This is a genomic window from Vibrio sp. SCSIO 43137 (assembly GCF_028201475.1).
Taxonomy (GTDB): domain Bacteria; phylum Pseudomonadota; class Gammaproteobacteria; order Enterobacterales; family Vibrionaceae; genus Vibrio.
In genome coordinates this window covers 2,387,889-2,406,105 of sequence record NZ_CP116383.1, presented here as the reverse complement: position 1 = coordinate 2,406,105, position 18,217 = coordinate 2,387,889, and the positions used below count along the sequence as shown (strand labels likewise).

Sequence of the window (18,217 nt, the reverse complement as noted above, 5' to 3'; positions counted from 1 at the left end):
TAATAAGTTAAATGAGTTCAAAAAAAGAAATCCCTCAAGCCACATCGCCTTTGGCGATGTGGCTTGATTATTTGCAAAATATCCATTCCAGCGCTATCGATCTCGGCCTAGAGCGCGTTCAGCTTGTCGCTGACAAAGCCAAATTAACCAAACCAGCTAATAAAGTGATTACCGTTGCCGGAACCAATGGCAAGGGCTCAACTTGTGCCATTCTTGAAGCCATTTTACTGGATGCAGGATACTCAGTCGGTGTCTACAGTTCTCCACACCTTATTCATTACAACGAAAGGGTAAGAATCAACGGTGAAACCCTGCCTGATGAAGAGCATACCGCCGCTTTTGATTTTGTTGAAAAACAGCGTGGTGAAACCAGCCTGAGCTTTTTCGAATACGCCACTATGGCTGCCTTAAAGCTATTTCAGCAGCATAAAGTAGAAGTCGTGTTGCTGGAAGTCGGCCTTGGCGGACGCTTAGACGCAACCAACGTGGTTGATCATGATGTTTCTGTGATTACCAGTCTGGCCATCGATCATGTTGACTGGCTGGGAGATGATATCAATATTATTGGCCGGGAAAAGGCGGGTATTTTCAGAAAAGACAAACCCGCCATTTGCGGTCAGCCCGATGCACCGATTTCTGTTGCAGAGGTGGCTGATGAGGTGGGCGCTAAGCTGCATCAGGTAGGTTTTCATTATCGATATAAAGAGAACGACAATGACTGGATCTGGCAATCCGGTGCGTTCGATCTGCCTGACCTGCCTAAGCCGAGTCTGCCAATGGCAAACGCTGCAACGGCGATTATGGCTCTTGGTGTTGCTGAGCTGGATATTTCAGACGTCAATATTGTTAAAGGTTTGCAGAATGCCCGCCTTGCCGGCCGGATGCAGACGATTTCAAATAACCCTCAAGTTATTCTGGATGTAGCCCATAACCCACATTCCGCTGCTTATCTGGTGGAACAGGTTAACAAGCAGTACCCGGGCAAGACGGTTCACTGCGTATTAGGTATGCTGCATGACAAAGATATTCAGTCCACTATCGAAGCAATAAGCCCGGTTGTCAACCACTGGTATCCGGCTTCGTTACAGGGACCAAGGGCAGCAAGCGCACAAGAGTTGCTAAACTGGTTACCTGAAGGCTGTAGCGGGTTTTCACAACCAGTTCAGGCTTACAAGCAGGCACTAGAACATGCTAAGCAAGATGAGCTGATTCTGGTGGTGGGTTCGTTCCTGACCGTGGCAGATATTCTGCAGTATCAACAGCAGGAGAGCAGTGATGGCAAGTAAGTTTCAGAGTCGTCTGGTCGGTACTATTATTCTGGTGGCTGCCGGAGTCATCATTCTGCCGGACGTTCTTGATGGCGAGAAAAAACATTATAAAGAAGAGATGGCTGCCATTCCGATTAAACCGAGCCTCGACACAGAAGTTGAGTCTTTCGAGGTTCTTGAACCTGTGGAAGTTCAGACCGCCCTTCCTGACGATCCGGTAGAGGTAATAGAAGTATTACCGGAACAGGATAAGGTAGAGGTTATCGTTAAAGAAACTGCTGATAATAACAATTATCAGGACAGCGCCTGGATGATTCAGTTGATGGCATTGAAGAATGCTGACAATGCTAAAGCGCTGGTAAAAGATCTGCAAAAACGCGGTTATCAGGCGCATACCCGTAAAGAAAAAGAGTTTACCCGGGTAATTGTCGGCCCTGATACCTCAAAAGATAAGCTTGAAAAACAGATAAAAGAGCTGGAAAAGATAACAGGCTCAAAAGGTCAGTTAATGAAGTTTAAACCGCTAAATCCGTAAAGAAAACGTTTGCGTCAGCGTTTTTTCTGTTAAAATGCGCGCAACTTGAAGAATGTATAAAAAATGATTTGGATCGATGTAGTTATTTTAGCTGTGATTGGCCTGTCGGCTGTGATCAGTTTAGTTCGTGGTTTCGTTAAAGAAGCTTTGTCTCTGGTTATCTGGTTTGGTGCCTTTTTTATATCCAGTCAGTTCTATGAAAAGCTGGCGGTTTACTTCACCAATATACAGGATGCCCTGTTCCGTAAAGGTGCAGCGGTTGCGGCACTTTTTGTTGCCACACTGATTGTTGGTGCTGTCGTAAACTATGTAATAGGGCAGTTGGTACAGAAAACGGGATTATCAGGAACCGACAGAGTTCTCGGAGCCGTGTTTGGATTACTACGTGGCGTACTCGTGGTATCGGCAGCCCTGTTTTTTATGGATGCCTTTACGACTTTTCCTTCATCATCATGGTGGAAAGCTTCCGAGTTAATACCAGAGTTCAGCCGAATCATTGCCCCTTTCTTTGAGCATTTAAAGGAAACATCAAGCTTTTTATCCGGCACTATTTAGTGCCGTTTTATGGACATTGAGGGTTAACACATGTGTGGTATTGTTGGAATCGTTGGAGCATCGCCTGTCAATCAGTCAATTTATGATGCGCTCACCGTGTTACAGCACCGCGGCCAGGATGCCGCTGGTATTGTTACCATAGAAAGCAATCGTTTTCGTTTGCGAAAAGCTAATGGATTGGTCAGAGATGTGTTTGCTGCAAAACATATGCAGAGGCTACAGGGAACAGTAGGTATCGGCCATGTTCGTTACCCTACCGCGGGTAGTTCCAGTGCTTCAGAGGCCCAGCCATTTTACGTCAACTCACCGTTCGGAATTACTCTTGCTCACAATGGTAATCTGACCAACTCAGCCGAGATCAGGGAAAAACTGTTTGAGAAAGATCGCCGTCATATCAATACCACGTCTGACTCAGAAGTACTGCTGAACGTACTGGCACACGAAATAGATACAGTAAAAGGAACCGTCACCAGTGATGATGTCTTCCGCGCTGTAACGAATGTGCACCGTACTATTAAAGGTGCCTATGCGGTAACGGCGATGATCATCGGTCACGGTATGATTGCCTTCAGGGATCCACACGGTATCCGACCTTTATGCCTTGGTAAGCGGGAGCTGGAAGGCCGGACGGAGTATATGGTGGCTTCAGAATCAGTCGCGCTGGATGCCGTCGGATTTGACTTTGTCCGTGATGTGGCACCGGGCGAGGCCATTTACGCTACTTTTGACGGTGAACTGTATACCAAGCAGTGTGCCGATAATCCGCAACTGAATCCTTGTATTTTTGAGTATGTTTACTTCGCCCGCCCTGATTCCTTTATTGACAAAATTTCTGTCTATAGCGCCAGGGTCGAGATGGGCAAAAAACTGGGTGAGAAGATTCAGAAAGAGTGGTCAGATCTGGATATCGACGTTGTTATTCCTATCCCGGAAACCTCTTGTGATATCGCTCTGCAAATCGCCCAGATTATCGATATCCCTTACCGTCAGGGCTTTGTGAAAAACCGCTATGTAGGCCGGACATTTATTATGCCGGGGCAGACCCAACGTAAGAAGTCAGTCCGCCGTAAGCTGAATGCCATTCGCTCTGAGTTTAAGGGTAAGAATGTTCTTCTTGTTGATGATTCAATCGTCAGGGGAACTACATCAGAGCAGATTATCGAGATGGCAAGAGAGGCCGGAGCAAACAAGGTATATATGGTCTCAGCCGCACCTGAAATTCGTTTCCCTAACGTTTATGGTATCGATATGCCGAGCGCAAATGAGTTGATTGCCCATGGCAGGGACTCCGATGAGATTGCCCAGATGATTGGCGCAGATGCACTGATTTATCAGTCCCTTGAGGATCTGTTCAGTGCGGTAGGAGCCGGGAATGTGGATATTGCCCGCTTTGAAGCATCGGTATTTAACGGAGAGTATGTTACCGGTGATATTGACCAGAAATATCTGGAGTTTGTTGAGTCTCTGAGAGGAGAAGACAATAAACTGATGCGGGATATTCAGCAGGATTTGGCCAATCTGGAACTGTATAACGAAGACGCATAAAAAAACCGGGGAGACCCGGTTTTTTCTTATAGCGTTTTATACAGATAGCTTTACGGCTAGTTTTTATTACTCGTTGTAGTGAGTAGCAAACTCGATTAACAACCGTACTTTTTCCGGTTGGTGATCTTTATGGTTATAAAGCATATAGATATCACGCGGGTTTGCACTCCACTGCTCAAGAATTCTGACCAGATCACCACGTTCAAAATACTCTTCCAGCATAATATCCGGCATCAAAGTGATACCAAGGTGGCTAGCTGCTGCGCGGCGAATAACGTTTAGGCCATCAGCTTCAAAACGGGCTTTATCTGTGTTTATTACTGTTTCACCATTAGTATTAGTCAACTGCCACTTCATCAGAGGGTGACCTTTTAATAGTGGATGCCGTGATAGATCATCAGCATGATTCAATGGTTGCGTGCTTGCTTTGAGGTACTCAGGGCTTGCAACCAGTATATCTTTTACAGAATCTATCTTTCGTGCGATTAGGCTCGAGTCCCGTTGCGGTCCGACTTTAAAAATAATATCCCATTCAGTCGGGTCTATTTGGTCGGCTTTGTTGCTCATGCGGTCAGTTCAATATTAATATCGGGATACTGAGCCATAAAGTCATTAAGCATCGGCAGAATAAGCCGTTTTGTCAGGTTCGACGGCGCCGAGATGCGCAGTTTCCCTGCGGCTCCCTTGCAGTCGTCGGTAATCTCTTCTGTTTTGCTGGAAAGGCGTTTTAACAGAGGAGAGCACTCCTGATAGAAACGTTCCCCCGCTTCAGTCAGAGATAATTTACGTGCGTGACGGTTAAGTAACCTAAGGTTAAGGGAATCTTCAAGAGCCTGAATTCGTCGTGTGATTGTTGCAACTGGAATAAGGGTCTTACGGGAAGTAGCGGTATAGCTACCGTTTTCAACTACAAGTCTAAAAAGATTTAAATCGTCAAATTTCATTAAAAATACAGACTGCCAAATAAAATGGGTTCGCTCAATTTACCCCTAAGTAGGTATATTTAGTTTGCTTTGTATCAATATGTGGCTCTGTTTTTGAGCAAAAGTAGCGTTTTTTACTAACTTGTATATTAATAAAGAGGCACCGATGGCACATGTTGTATAAATCGGGAATGACAACTACCTTTTATAGGGGAACAAGAAAAACAACAACGATATCCCCGGACTCAATTGGGTGAGGTTTATATGATTACTAGCAATGCCGATGCTGCTGTTTTGGCGGGTGACACTGTTCTTCACCGGAAAACAATAATGTTGGTCGATGATGATCCGGTTTTTCGAAATTTTATATCAGCACTACTGGAAAAAGAGGGCTATTTTGTTGTTCAGGCGGAACATGGTTTAGACGGGCTGCAACAACTCAGAAAGTGTGTTCCCGATTTGATTATTTGTGATATCTCAATGCCAATCCTCAATGGTATTGAGTTTGCTGAAGAGGTGAGCTGGGAGTACCCGGAAGTCCCGATGATAGTTGTATCAGCAACCGATGAAATGTCAGACGTTGCCAGAGCGCTTCGTTTTGGTATTAAGGATTTTCTGACCAAACCTATCACCACACCTTCTTATCTTACTTCTGCGATATGTAATACCCTGAGAGAAGAGCAGACTCATAACGCTACCCCGCGTGATTTCTCCAGCCAATGGTTCCGTGTCGGTCAGGAGGGAGATATTCCTGAGGACAATGAACTTCACTGGCATCTGGACTACCTGAAAGAGAATCCAAACTCGGCAAAGGAACTGTTGACGGCGCTTCTGCCTGACAGAGATACCCGTCAGGGTGACTGGCTCTGCAGCTATAACTTGTTGCAATCATCAGAGTCTATGCCACTGGTGTTTGACTATGCGTGGCTGATTGATGGTCAGTTTGCTTTCTATCTGGTTGACTCTACTTCCTACGACTCATGTGGCGTAGGCAGTGCATTGCTGGTTAGAGCACTGTTTAATGACTGCCTGAGAAATCAGGAGTTCTCTAACTCAAAACTAAGGGAGTTTATTGATCACGTTGAACGGGGAATGGAGTGTATTGAGTGTGCATCTCCAGTTACAGCGCTGTTTGGCGTGGCAGATATGACAGACGGTACAGTTAATATTATTCCGGCCGGCCTTGAAGCTATCTGGTCGGAAAGTGGCAATAATCATCATATTTATCCCGGTAATAAGCTGGGAGAAGGGAGTGATAAAAACCGTAAAGAGAGCGGCTTAATAATAGGCAATAACGGCAGACTGACCATTGCAAATATTGGGGTCAGTCACTTTAACCTCGATATAAGACGGGTAAGCAAATAGCACCTTTTTCGGGTGATTATGTTTAAAAACTGTGCCGATAGTCTGATTTTTATCCGCTAAACAAGCTGTAATCGATTGCTTGAGTTTCTCCGGTTGCCCCCGCGGAGGAAAATCACTAACATAATGAGGAAGTGTGCCCACTCTTCGGAGTGGGCATTTGTTTTTTATGCGCGTTAAAATTGACACCGTTCGAATTTAACGACTAATTTTAAGCGCTTGCTTTGCTCATAATAATGACAAAACCAAACGTGAGATAAAAACACGCAAGCATCACAACAAATAAACGACTATGACTACTGAAACAATTTCTTTTATCAAATCAAGTATTAAATCTATTGCTGACTATCCTAAGCCAGGCATTCTGTTCCGTGATGTAACCAGTCTGATGGAAAACGCAGAAGCTTATCAGGCAACGATTCAGCTTCTTGTAGAGAAGTACAAAGATCAGGGTTTTACTAAAGTTGTTGGTACTGAAGCGCGTGGATTCCTGTTTGGTGCTCCTCTTGCACTAGAGCTGGGCTTAGGTTTTATCCCTGTAAGAAAGCCGGGTAAACTGCCTCGCGAAACTAAAGCTGAGTCTTATGAGCTTGAGTACGGTACAGATACTCTGGAAATCCACGTAGATGCGATTTCTGAAGGCGATAAAGTACTGGTAGTAGATGACCTGCTGGCTACTGGTGGTACAATCGAAGCAACAACTAAGCTTATCCGTCAACTGGGTGGTGTTGTAGAACACGCAGCCTTTGTAATCAACCTGCCGGAAATTGGCGGCGACAAGCGTTTAGAAGCACTTGGCCTGAATGTATACAGCATCTGTGATTTCGAAGGTCATTAATTCTTAACGGAAATATTGAATGAGTTATTTAGCATTAGCGCGAAAATGGCGTCCGAACCAGTTTCAGCAAGTGGTTGGACAGGCACACGTATTAACGGCATTAGAGAATGCATTAAGCCAGAATAAACTCCATCACGCCTATCTGTTCAGCGGCACACGTGGTGTTGGTAAAACCACCATTGGTCGTCTGTTTGCTAAAGGACTCAACTGTGAAACGGGTATAACTTCCACCCCTTGCGGTACTTGTGACACCTGTCGCGAGATCGATCAGGGAAGATTTGTCGACCTGCTGGAGATAGATGCAGCGTCGAGAACCAAAGTAGAAGATACTCGTGAACTGCTTGATAACGTTCAATATAAACCTGCCAGAGGGCGCTTTAAAGTCTACCTTATTGATGAGGTCCATATGCTTTCCCGGCATAGCTTTAATGCGCTGCTTAAGACTCTGGAAGAGCCGCCGGAATACGTAAAATTTCTGCTGGCAACAACAGATCCACAAAAGCTGCCCGTCACTATTTTGTCACGCTGCCTTCAGTTCCACCTGAAGCCGATAAGTGTCGATAACATCCATCAGCAGCTTAATTTTATTCTTGAACACGAAAACGTTACCGCAGATGCCCGTGCGCTGGGGATGATCTCCCATGCGGCAGACGGTAGTATGCGTGACGCCCTGAGTCTGACGGATCAGGCGATAGCCCTTGGTAACGGAGCCGTCAGCTCAGATACCGTTGCTTCTATGCTGGGTGTTCTGGATACAGAGCAGGCTCTTTACCTGTTGGAAGCCATTGCCGGTAAGCAGGCGCAACTCTCTATGACAGCCATACAAGAGCTGGCAAAAAATGGTGTGGAGTGGGATACCTTGCTTCAGGAGCTTGCCGCTCAGCTACACCGAATTGCTATGTATCAGGCGTTGCCGTCAACCCTTGAAAAGGGGCGACCTGATGCTGAAAGGGTACAGCTACTGGCTCAAAAGCTTGAGCCTCAGATTGTCCAGCTCTACTATCAAATTGCATTGAAAGGGCGACAAGATCTTCCTTATGCCCCATCGGAAAAGATGGGTGCAGAGATGACCGTATTGCGTATGATCGCTTTCCATCCGGCTAAGGGTGACAGCGCAACGGCTATAGATACCACTCTGCCTGAACCAATTAAACAGAGCAGTGAAGCAGTAAGGCAGGCGATTACGCCTCAGCCTGTTGAGACAAAAGCTGCGGAAAGTGTGGCCCAGCCTGTTGAAGCAGCGGAAACAGAACAGCTAGTGCAACAGCAAGTCATATCTCAGCCCCAAGTACAGACTCAACCGCAATCTGCTCCTGCTCAGCATATGACGCCTCCACAAACAGAGGTTGCACCTGAGTCTGTACAGAATAGTGTTGAGCAGGCACCACCACAGGAAACTGTAGCTGCACAGAATGTTCCTTCTCAGGCAACCTCTTCGCAAAATGAGCAGGCTCCGGCAATGTTCTCTGATGAAAACCCGCCACTGCCTTCCGAGGATGACTATCCTCCGATGATGCCGGAAGAGTATGAGCAGGAAGCTTATGGCTTTGATGAGCCGTCACAATATCAACAACCACAGACCGCTATTCCTCAGCCAGTTGTTCAGCAAGCACCTCGGTCTGCACCAGAACAAGCTCAGCCCGAACAAGCCAGTCAAGCGGCGGCGCCAAGAATGGGATTGCGGCATCAGCTACGTTCAAAACGGGCCAATGCCAATACAAGCGCGAACGAGGCGCAACGCGTAAAAAAGTCTGAACCGGCATCTCCTAAAAATGTTCTGGAGAGAGTGAGCCAGCAGCACGGTGTGGCTGCAAGGGTGATGCCGAAAGCGGATTTTGAGCCGGTAAAAGATGATTCTCAGCCTTATCAGTGGAAACCGAGCAAGATAGTGGTTGAGAAAGAGACAGACGAACTGACTCCGACTCAACTGAAAAAGGCACTGGAACATACCAAAACGCCGGAGATGATGGCTAAGCTGGTAGAGGAATCTGTCTCTCAGGATTCGTGGGCTTCCCTTATTCAGTCTCTTGATATTCCAAAGCTGGTAGAGCAGCTTGCCCTTAACTCCGCCTATGATAAGCAGGGCGGCGTTATTACGCTAAATCTGAGACCTTCACAGGTGCACCTGAACACAGACAAAGCGCAACTTGAGCTGCTAAAGGCGCTAAGTCAGGCTCTGGGACAAACCTGTACCCTTAAGGTAGAAATTGGTGAGCAGGGGCAAACTCCGCTGGAGCTGCGTGAGTCTCTGTATCAACAGAAATTAAAAGCGGCGCATACAGCGCTAGATAATGATCCCAATGTACAGTTTATTCAGGCACGTTTTGCTGCAGAACTAGACAGCGAAAGTGTCAGACCAATATAAAAGGGTTGAACTTCTGAGAATTCAGCCCCATTGTTAAGTGAAACAAACCGAAGCAAGAGAGTAGAAAATGTTTGGTGGAAAAGGCGGAATGGGCAACCTGATGAAACAAGCCCAGCAAATGCAAGATCGTATGCAGAAGATGCAGGAAGAGATTGCCAATATGGAAGTCACTGGCGAATCAGGTGCCGGCCTTGTAAAAGTAACCATCACAGGTTCTCACAGCGTTCGTCGTGTAGACATTGACGAAAGCCTGATGGAAGATGACAAAGAGATGCTTGAAGATCTGGTTGCTGCAGCATTTAATGATGCAGCCCGTCGTGTAGAAGAAGCTCAGAAAGAGAAAATGGCCTCAGTGACTGGTGGTATGCAGTTACCACCGGGCATGAAAATGCCTTTCTAATTAAGAAGAGAACCTATGCGTACCAGTCATATGCTGGAACAGTTGATGGAGGCCTTACGATGCTTACCCGGGGTTGGTCCCAAGTCAGCACAACGTATGGCCTTTCATTTATTGCAGCGTGATAGAAAAGGCGGCTTGCAACTGGCAGAGGCACTTTCAAGTGCTATGACAGAAATCGGCCACTGCAGTGAATGTCGCACCTTTACCGAGGAAGAGACCTGCCATATCTGCACCAACCCTAAGCGCCAGGAAAATGGCTTGCTTTGTGTTGTCGAAAGCCCGGCAGACATTGCTGCTGTTGAAGCTACAGGACAGTTTTCCGGCCGCTATTTTGTCCTGATGGGGCATCTTTCCCCACTGGACGGAATCGGTCCCGGTGATATTGGTCTGGATATTCTGGATTTCCGCCTGCAAAGGGGCGATATCAAAGAAGTGATACTGGCAACTAACCCGACGGTAGAGGGCGAGGCAACAGCACACTATATTGCTGAACTGTGCCATGCTCATAAAGTGAGTGCCAGCCGGATTGCCCACGGTGTTCCTGTCGGGGGAGAGCTGGAGCTGGTTGACGGAACCACCTTGTCTCACTCCCTGCTTGGCAGACAAAGCCTTTAGAATCAGAAAGAGCCGCATTAGCGGCTCTTTTTCATTGGTGCGATTAGAAAGATTGCAAATCAGGTGATTCTTTCCAGCTCCCGAATATTGAGCAGCGCCTGCTGGTTGGTAGTGCCGCAGATATCAGCGCAAGCCTTAAAATCGTGGCACACCTTAGGCCGTTCCGGCTTACCAAATAGCTTACACAGGTTGTTTTCATCAAGCTGGATGCAGCGTGTATTGGCAGGTTTGCCTTTCTCCATGCCCGGAATGGAAGAGGAGATACTCGGGGCGATACAACAGGCTCCGCAGCCTAAACGACATTCCATACTGGTAACCATAACAGTGACTCTCTAATCTAATAAACCGCTCTGTTTAAGAGCGCGACGATAGTAGCAGAGAAGAGAACTTCTTGCACTTTACTTGATGCAAGGGTATAAAAGCCGCCTTATAACTGACAGGTAAACAAGCAATGACAGGTCAATTCTGGCAAACAAAATCCTTACAGCAGATGGATGAAAAAGAGTGGGAATCACTCTGTGACGGTTGCGGAAAGTGCTGCCTGCATAAACTGATGGATGAAGACACGGACGAAGTCTACTACACCAATGTCGCCTGTAGCTGGCTGAACAGCAAAACATGCAGTTGTAAGGATTACCCTAATCGCTTTCAGTCAGGTGAAGAGTGCCTTAAACTGACCCGCGACAAAATCTCAGAGTTTAACTGGCTGCCGGAAACCTGCTCTTACCGCCTGCTTGCAGAAGGCGAAACCCTGCCCGAATGGCACCCGTTGGTGACCGGTTCTAAGTCCGCTATGCATGCTGCCGGAGAGAGTGTCCGGGGTAAAGTAGTGTATGAGGTTGAGGTGATAAATTGGGAAGACCACATAATAAACCATCCTCATAGAGACTAGAGCAATCAAGGCCTGTAAAGGGCTGCTCCACTATCGTTTCATCAATAATCATCAATAATCCTCTATATTCTGAAAATATGTGGTCACAATGTGGACATAAAAGTGTTCACGGATGCCACGTCAAAGGATGTTGCGACTCGTTACCACGGTTCCCGTGGTAATGCCTATCTGATTTCGTTAATAAATAGCGAACTTGAACTTAGTGAATCCTGTTGGACTGCAAAGTCTGATATGTGTTCCAACGCAAAGCATCGGAACAAGGTGGGGCTAGAGAGATGAACTGTATAAATCAACAGTATTTCTTGATTTTATAGGGGCAGATTGGTTAATCTGCCCCTTTGTCTATTTTGGTTAGTTGATATGTCTACACTCTATATTGCTGAAAAGCCCAGCCTTGGCAGAGCCATTGCGGCTGCGCTGCCCGGCCCGCAAAAAAAAGATCAGGGTTTTATCCGTTGTGGTAACGGCAATGTGGTTACATGGTGCATCGGCCACTTGCTGGAGCAGGTTGAACCCGACGCCTATGATGAGCGATATAAAAAGTGGAACCTGAATGACCTGCCTATTGTGCCGCAGCAGTGGCAACTTAAACCAAGAAGAACTGCCTCTAAGCAACTAACCGTAATACGCAAACTGGTGAAAGAGTCTGCTCAGATTGTCCATGCCGGAGACCCGGACAGGGAAGGGCAACTGCTGGTGGATGAGGTAATTGACTACCTGAAGGTAAGTGCGGCTAAAAAGTCTGCCATGCAGCGCCTGTTAATCAGTGACCTTAACCTACCGGCAGTTAAACGGGCACTAAAGCAGATGCGCAGCAATAAAGAGTTTATCCCTTTGTCTGTCTCTGCCCTTGCCCGCTCAAGGGCGGATTGGCTGTATGGCATGAATATGACCCGCGCCTATACCTTGCTTGGTCAAAAAGGTGGTTATCAGGGGGTACTCTCTGTAGGGCGGGTACAGACTCCGGTGCTTGGGTTGGTGGTCAGAAGGGATGAAGAGATAGAGAACTTTGTTCCCCATGATTACTTTATCTTAACAGCGCTTATTCCCTATCAGGATAACGGTACTTCGTTTGATATCCGTGCCCGCTGGAAACCAAGTGAGGCGTGCAAGCCCTGGCAGGATGAAGAAGGGCGGGTATTAAGCCGTAAGCTGGTAGAGAATGTTGCCGGACGTATTGCCGGTCAGCCCGCTAAGGTGACAGAAGCGGAACAGAAAAACAGTAAGCAGGCACCACCACTGCCTTATTCTTTGTCAGCTTTGCAAATTGACGCTGCCAAACGCTACGGTATGAGTGCCCAGCAGGTGCTTGATTGCTGTCAGTCCCTTTATGAGAAGCATAAGTTGATTACCTACCCGCGTTCCGATTGCCGCTATCTGCCGATGGAACACTATTCGCAGGCAGGATCGGTTGTTGAAGCAATAGGTAATAATGCAGCAGAACTTAGCGATGGTATAAGGGGAGCCGATCTATCCATTAAATCCAAGACATGGAATGATAAAAAAGTAGAAGCACACCACGCCATTATTCCAACCCCTAAGAAGGCATCGGTTAATGCCATGTCCGGCAATGAGATGAAGGTATATCAGCTTATTGCCCGCCAGTATCTGATGCAATTTTACCCTCATGCTGTATATGCAGAAGCCAAGCTGGTGTTTGATATTGCCGGCGGTTGTTTTATTGCTAAGGGAAGGCAGTTAACAGAGCTGGGCTGGAGAGCCCTTCTGGGTAAGGTACAAAAAGAAGAAGAGGGAGTCGATAAAGTACCGCCTCTGGCGAAAGGGACAGAACTTATCTGCCGTGAAGGGGAGATCAAAGATAAAAAGACTGAACCGCCGAAACACTTTACGGAAGCGACACTACTACAAGCAATGACAGGCATTGCTCGTTTTGTGGAAGACAAAGAGCTTAAAAAAATACTCAGGGAAACGGACGGGCTGGGAACGGAAGCGACCCGCGCCGGAATACTGGATACCCTGTTTAAGCGTCAGTTGCTTACCCGTCAGGGTAAAAGTATTCATAGTAGTCCGGCAGGCAGAGGATTAATCCATGCCTTGCCGAACGAATCGACTTATCCGGATATGACGGCGCACTGGGAGCATCAGCTTCAGGGAATGGCAGAACGAAATCAAGCCTATCAGCCATTTATGATGTCGCTGCAAACTCAGGTAACCGGTCTGATTGACGGAGTAAAAAGTGGTGAAGTACCCATGTCGTTAAGGGATTTACCTAAGGTAGAAAAACCAAAATTTCGCCGTAAGGCGAAGAGAAATTATAAGACGAAAAGCAAAAAGTAGAGTGTCACTAGTAACAAAGCGGAGAAATTGATACAGATGTGCTCTTACCTTATTGAGCTGATTACAATAGAATAAGTTACCGCTATACAGTAGCGGTAAACTGAACTCTGGTTGATTCTACCTTTAAGTGAAAGGATTCCGATGAAGATATTTTCGCATCTGGCAAAAGTAGCCACTGTGTTTACTCTGTTCTTGTCCGCGAATGCAGTGGCAGAGGCAGAAGTACTGCGCCATCTTGAACTGACCAGCCGGGATCACTATTACATCAATATTGATAATACGGAAACGCCTTTTAAAACAAAGGATGTGGTGGGTGTTGAACACACTAACTATTACCATGTTCTTGGTTTTGAGGGGGAGTCCTTTATTGTCATTCTGCTTTCAGAAGATGACTCCCTAAGTTACTCAATTTCAGGAGAAGGCTTTAGCCGTATTAAACGACCTAAAGGGGAAGTGGTGACGGTGAACACTCTCAGTAGCTGGATCACCATAGAAACTTCAGCTCACCCTGAAACGGCAGAATATCAGCTTATTGTGAAGAAACACCGCTTTGAATAAGACGAAGCGGTGTATATCTAAGTAACCAGAATGTTGAGGTTACTTGGGCAAAATATTTACCAGGCAATCTCTGTCCCGTCATAGTTCAGAAATCGACCTGAATCTTCCGGCTTAAGCCCTTCAATCACTTTAAACAGACCTGCTGCGCTTACTTCTGTGGTGATAAGGGCATTTGGTCCGCCCATTTCTGTCTGAACCCATCCCGGGTGCAGTGCTACAGAAGTAAACCCCTGCTCATTTAAATCATTACTCAGACTTTTTACTACTGAGTTAAGGGCGGCTTTTGACGAGCGATAAATATAGCCACCGCCGGAAGTGTTTTCTGTCATGCTGCCTACTTTGGAGAGAGGCAGGCAATCTTACGGGTTGGTCGTTCAAGCAGGTTGCTATATAAGGCTTCGGCCAGTTTTAATGGTGCGATAGTGTTTATCTCAAACACTTTGCGCCACTCATGTTCATCTGTGTTGCCGAATCCATAGCCTTTCGGGCCGTAATAGCCTGCATTATTGATTAGCATATCCAGCGATCCCAACTGATCTGAAAGGGAGCTGAATTTTTCGTAATCGGTAATTTCTAACTCTATACAGTCAAGGTTATTATGCTTCTCTGCCAGCCTTATTAGCTCACTAGCGTGGTTTTTATCCCGGTAGGTTGCCGTTACCTGCCAGCCACTTTCCGTATAGGCTCTGGCGAGTGCCAGCCCGATACCGCGGTTTGCTCCTGTGATCAGAACGCTTTTCATCTTAGTTCCTCTAAGGTAAGAGTCTATGGTTGTTCAATCATAGATAAATCACATAGATAAAAAAAGCTCCGCCTTTATACAAAGGCAGAGCTTAGATGGTTTAACTTAATAAGGCTTACTTAGCAGCGGTTACTTCAATCTCTATATCTGCATCCAGTGGTAGCCTTGCAACTTCAACACAAGAGCGGGCAGGGTAAGGTGCGCCTCTCTCTTCAAAGAAGTTCTGATAAGCCAGATTGATGACAGGGAAATCGTTCAAATCTTTAACGAACACGGTAGTTTTTACTATGTGCTCAATTTGAAGTCCGGCCTGATTAACAATCGCCAGTGCATTGGTCAGAGACTGAATCGTCTGAGCCTCGATACCTTCAGCCATCTGTTTAGTTTCAGGGTTAATAGGCAACTGACCAGAGGTGATGACCATATTGCCCAGATTTACGCCCTGAACATAAGGACCAATAGCGGCTGGTGCATTGTCAGTGTGTATTGCTGTCATTGTTTTACCTTATAGATTTAACTTATTTGTTTTAGCCAGTATATGTTGGCAGGAAGCCAAGCATAGACAAGAAATGGAATGCTGCAGTACAGACGCCAAAGGCAAGGATGGCGTAAACCAGCGCGTTACCTCCCGGTGTCGTAAAGCCTTCGATAGCAGCTTCGTTACCCTGTGGCTGAATACGTGCTTTACGTACCAGCAGGGCAGGGATGATACAGGTCCAGACCGTTGCAACCGCACCGGCGTAGCCGATGGCAATAACAAAGCCGAACGGGAACAGAATAGATAGTACCAGTGGCGGAATAAAGGTAACTGCCCATGCCTTGGTACGACCTTTACGGTTGTTTTCAAATTTGAAGAAGTCTGCAAGGAAGTCAAACACACCCAGACCAACACCGATAAAGGAAGAGAGAATCGCAGCCATTGAGAACATACTGATGGCATTAGATACCTTGTCTGAATCGATAACCGCACTTAGTGCTCCAAGCAGGGCATCAACGTCTCCGCCTTTCTCAATAACAGGGCCGAACTGATCCCTTGGCAGGTTACCGTAAACCGATACCATCCAAAGCACGTAAAGAGTGAGGGCAATCATAGTACCGTAGATAAGAGCCTTACTCGCTTTGCGCTCACAGCCATAGTAGTCGCGCATGGATGAAACTGAGTGGTGATAACCGAATGAAGCCAGTGCAACAGAGAACATGCCGATGGCAAATGGGCTATATGACGTTTCTGTATTGGCTGAGTCGAACAGGACACCGAAATCGATTTTTGCCGCCAGACCAGACACACCAAAGATAAAGCTAAGAGCCATAAAAGAGATAAGGACAACAGAAATACGGTCTACAGCTCGTGTTGAGTGCCATACCAGCAGTGAAAATACCAGTACAAAAAGGACAGAAGCCAGCTTACTGTCCAGTCCAAGCACATCCTGAAGGATTAAGCCTGAAGTGGTAATGTAAGCGTAAAGCAGGATACCGCCAACAAAGTAAACGGCAAGGTTGTTGATAAAGTTTACTTTCTCGCCAAGCAGATCTTTGGTTACTGTATCGAATGAAACTTTGAAATCATATTTCTTAAAGGTTTCAAGTAGCATCCAGCCTGACATAGTCATCAGTATCATGGTCAGAAGAATGACCAGCAGTGACCACATGGTCCATGCACCGGCACCGGCACTTGGAAGTCCGAGCATACCGGCTCCGACACAGACACTGGCGATAATACAGGCACCACCAATAATGGAAGGTTCTTTTTTCATGTTACACGTCCTGGGAAAATAAAAAATTAAAAAAAAGCGCAGAATGTTTCCACACTGCGCTTCAAATTTGTCTCTTATTCGACTTCTTCTAAACGAGCCGTGAAGTGACGAAGTACTGCTGGTTCGTAAGTCAGGCGAAGGCCTTTCACTGTGTGTGCATTTTCCAATACATCTTTAAATGCATCTACGATGTAGTCACAGTGAGACTTAGTGATAGTCATACGAGGGATAGTCAGACGAAGCAGTTCCATTGGCGCTTCGATTTGCTTACCGTCGCGGTCACGGCCAAGAAGCAAAGAACCGATTTCAACAGCACGGATACCACCAAGCTCATAAAGCTTACAAGCCAGTGCGTGTGCAGGGAACTGATCACCCGGAATGTGTGGAAGCAGACGACCTGCGTCAACGAATACCGCGTGGCCGCCGGCTGTCTGACAAGGAACACCCACTTTTTCCAGCTCAGCTGTCAGGTAAGCGATCTGGCTTACACGGTAAGCAAGGTAGTCCTGATCCTGACCGTCGTACAGGCCGCGAGCCAGCTCTTCAATTGCCTGACCAGACAGACCACCGTAAGTCGGGAAGCCTTCCATAGGAACACAGCGTGAGCGACACTCAGTAAACTCAGCAAGATAGTCATCGTTCTTAACACACAGCAGACCACCGATACGCACCATGGCATCTTTCTTAGCAGACATCGCCAGAATATCCGCGTATTGGTACATCTCTTTGATGATTTCTGCGATAGATTTGTCCTGATAGCCCTCTTCACGCTGCTGAATAAAGTAAGCATTTTCACAGAAACGTGCTGAGTCCATGATTACCGGAATATCAAAGCGCTGTGCTACTTCATATACCGCCTTCAGGTTAGCCATAGAAACAGGCTGGCCACCGGCAGAGTTGTTAGTGATAGTAGAGATAATGGTATAAACGTTCTCAGGACCTTTCTCTTCAATTACTGCTTCAAGCTTGGCAATATCGAAGTTACCTTTAAACGGATGGTAAGTACCAGTATCCATACACTCTTCGATAACAACGTTGATAGCTGCTGCGCCATTGATTTGAGTGTGACCCTGAGTTGTATCAAAGTGCCAGTTAGAGATTGAAACAGGCTCTGTCATGCCCTTCTCGCGCTTACGCTTTTCGATCAGAGTAGGGATGATTAGCTGCTCAGCACCACGACCCTGGTGAGTAGGGATAGTGTGCTTATAACCGAAGATATCTTCTACAGCAGCAGACAGCTTGTAGTAAGACTTAGAACCTGCGTACGCTTCGTCACCCAGCATGCCGGCAGCAAGCATAGTGTTAGTAATTGCACCTGTGCCTGAGTCAGTCAGAAGGTCAATAAATACATCTTCTGATTTTAGGGCGAACGGGTTCATACCCGACTCTTTGATCGCTTCCTGACGCTCTTCAAGGGTTTTAAGAACGATTGGCTCTACAACACGGATACGGAATGGTTCTGGAAGATGTTTAATATTGCTCATGTGAATACCTTAAGTTAAATAGATGTATATAACATCACTATTAAATTACGTTTAAATATAAATAATTAACTATTTTATATTTA

At 46.4% G+C, this 18,217-nt stretch carries 16 protein-coding genes and 2 pseudogenes; 12 read left to right on the top strand and 6 right to left on the bottom strand.

The annotated features are described in order from the left end of the window. Positions 1-11: 11 nt before the first annotated feature. From folC to purF, 4 genes are all read left to right on the top strand, one after another. Complete coding sequence (gene folC / locus PK654_RS11215; protein WP_271695880.1) at positions 12-1,286, top strand: bifunctional tetrahydrofolate synthase/dihydrofolate synthase; 1,275 nt, start codon at positions 12-14, stop codon at positions 1,284-1,286. After that, the gene (locus PK654_RS11210; RefSeq protein WP_271695879.1) at positions 1,276-1,803 is read left to right on the top strand and encodes an SPOR domain-containing protein; all 528 of its coding nucleotides are present in this window, start codon (positions 1,276-1,278) and stop codon (positions 1,801-1,803) included. Before folC ends, PK654_RS11210 begins: the two co-directional genes overlap by 11 nt. 63 nt (positions 1,804-1,866) lie before the next feature. Continuing rightward, positions 1,867-2,358, top strand: a complete 492-nt coding sequence (locus tag PK654_RS11205; RefSeq protein ID WP_271695878.1) for a CvpA family protein — start codon at positions 1,867-1,869, stop codon at positions 2,356-2,358. A gap of 30 nt (positions 2,359-2,388) precedes the next feature. After that, on the top strand, positions 2,389-3,903 hold the full coding sequence (purF, locus tag PK654_RS11200; protein WP_271695877.1) for an amidophosphoribosyltransferase: 1,515 nt from the start codon (positions 2,389-2,391) through the stop codon (positions 3,901-3,903). Positions 3,904-3,969: 66 nt separating this feature from the next. Here purF and PK654_RS11195 read toward each other — a convergent pair. Then, positions 3,970-4,847, bottom strand: a pseudogene (locus tag PK654_RS11195) (LysR family transcriptional regulator). A 243-nt stretch (positions 4,848-5,090) separates the two neighbouring features. Between PK654_RS11195 and PK654_RS11190 the strand changes: the two are divergent. The 5 genes from PK654_RS11190 to recR all read left to right on the top strand — a co-directional run bounded on the left by PK654_RS11190 (position 5,091) and on the right by recR (position 10,406). Further along, positions 5,091-6,191, top strand: coding sequence for a response regulator (locus PK654_RS11190; protein WP_271695876.1), 1,101 nt, complete (start codon positions 5,091-5,093; stop codon positions 6,189-6,191). 289 nt (positions 6,192-6,480) lie between these two features. Next, a complete protein-coding gene (gene apt, locus PK654_RS11185; RefSeq protein WP_271695875.1) occupies positions 6,481-7,026 on the top strand; it encodes an adenine phosphoribosyltransferase in 546 nt (181 codons plus the stop codon). Positions 7,027-7,045: 19 nt separating this feature from the next. After that, on the top strand, positions 7,046-9,391 hold the full coding sequence (dnaX, locus tag PK654_RS11180; protein ID WP_271695874.1) for a DNA polymerase III subunit gamma/tau: 2,346 nt from the start codon (positions 7,046-7,048) through the stop codon (positions 9,389-9,391). A 67-nt stretch (positions 9,392-9,458) separates the two neighbouring features. Further along, on the top strand, positions 9,459-9,791 hold the full coding sequence (locus tag PK654_RS11175) for a YbaB/EbfC family nucleoid-associated protein (RefSeq protein ID WP_271695873.1): 333 nt from the start codon (positions 9,459-9,461) through the stop codon (positions 9,789-9,791). 15 nt (positions 9,792-9,806) lie between these two features. Then, entirely contained in the window at positions 9,807-10,406 is a 600-nt protein-coding gene (gene recR / locus PK654_RS11170; protein ID WP_271695872.1) for a recombination mediator RecR, read from the top strand. Between the two features lie 59 nt (positions 10,407-10,465). Here the strand turns inward: recR and PK654_RS11165 are convergent, their stop codons facing one another. Further along, entirely contained in the window at positions 10,466-10,714 is a 249-nt protein-coding gene (locus tag PK654_RS11165; protein WP_271695871.1) for a YkgJ family cysteine cluster protein, read from the bottom strand. Positions 10,715-10,857: 143 nt separating this feature from the next. Between PK654_RS11165 and PK654_RS11160 the strand changes: the two genes are divergently transcribed. From PK654_RS11160 to PK654_RS11150, 3 genes are all read left to right on the top strand, one after another. Beyond that, on the top strand, positions 10,858-11,298 hold the full coding sequence (locus PK654_RS11160) for a YcgN family cysteine cluster protein (protein ID WP_271695870.1): 441 nt from the start codon (positions 10,858-10,860) through the stop codon (positions 11,296-11,298). A gap of 360 nt (positions 11,299-11,658) precedes the next feature. Further along, entirely contained in the window at positions 11,659-13,596 is a 1,938-nt protein-coding gene (locus tag PK654_RS11155; RefSeq protein WP_271695869.1) for a DNA topoisomerase III, read from the top strand. Positions 13,597-13,737: 141 nt separating this feature from the next. After that, on the top strand, positions 13,738-14,154 hold the full coding sequence (locus PK654_RS11150) for a hypothetical protein (protein WP_271695868.1): 417 nt from the start codon (positions 13,738-13,740) through the stop codon (positions 14,152-14,154). Positions 14,155-14,210: 56 nt separating this feature from the next. Here the strand turns inward: PK654_RS11150 and PK654_RS11145 are convergent. The 4 genes and pseudogenes from PK654_RS11145 to PK654_RS11130 form a co-directional block, all read right to left on the bottom strand. Continuing rightward, positions 14,211-14,896, bottom strand: a pseudogene (locus PK654_RS11145) (SDR family oxidoreductase). A 115-nt stretch (positions 14,897-15,011) separates the two neighbouring features. Then, entirely contained in the window at positions 15,012-15,392 is a 381-nt protein-coding gene (locus tag PK654_RS11140; RefSeq protein WP_271695867.1) for a Rid family detoxifying hydrolase, read from the bottom strand. A 31-nt stretch (positions 15,393-15,423) separates the two neighbouring features. Beyond that, positions 15,424-16,650 carry an aromatic amino acid transporter gene (locus tag PK654_RS11135; RefSeq protein ID WP_271695866.1) on the bottom strand — a complete coding sequence of 409 codons (1,227 nt, stop codon included), beginning with the start codon at positions 16,648-16,650 and terminating at the stop codon, positions 15,424-15,426. Between the two features lie 74 nt (positions 16,651-16,724). After that, complete coding sequence (locus PK654_RS11130; RefSeq protein WP_271695865.1) at positions 16,725-18,134, bottom strand: tryptophanase; 1,410 nt, start codon at positions 18,132-18,134, stop codon at positions 16,725-16,727. Positions 18,135-18,217: the final 83 nt, after the last annotated feature.